The sequence below is a fragment of the Zoogloea sp. LCSB751 genome, assembly GCF_002028455.1.
Classification (GTDB): Bacteria; Pseudomonadota; Gammaproteobacteria; order Burkholderiales; family Rhodocyclaceae; genus Zoogloea.
This window is the reverse complement of the sequence record NZ_MWUM01000565.1, coordinates 1-239: the sequence shown is the minus strand read 5'-3', so window position 1 is coordinate 239 and position 239 is coordinate 1. Positions and strand designations below refer to the sequence as shown.

At 47.7% G+C, this 239-nt stretch carries 1 pseudogene; it reads right to left on the bottom strand.

The window, feature by feature from the left end:
- Window positions 1–239, bottom strand: a pseudogene (locus tag B4920_RS27730) (glutamyl-tRNA reductase); the annotation flags it as partial.

Here is a 239-nt window from a genome sequence, read left to right as displayed (position 1 = left end):
AATTTATTCAGGGCGCGTTCCACTAACTCATCCTTTATCGCCATGCTCTGGCTGCGATACTCGCGAATACTATCGACCGACTCTAAAGAACGCACCCACTCCATAAAGAGGTGAGATTGTTCTTCAGTAATTAATTCAGCTTGCTCGGCGGCCTCCTTACGGGAAGCCTTATTCTGCTCAATAATGCTATGCAGGTCGTCCACTGTATACAGAAACGCATCGTCCAAATCGGCGACTTC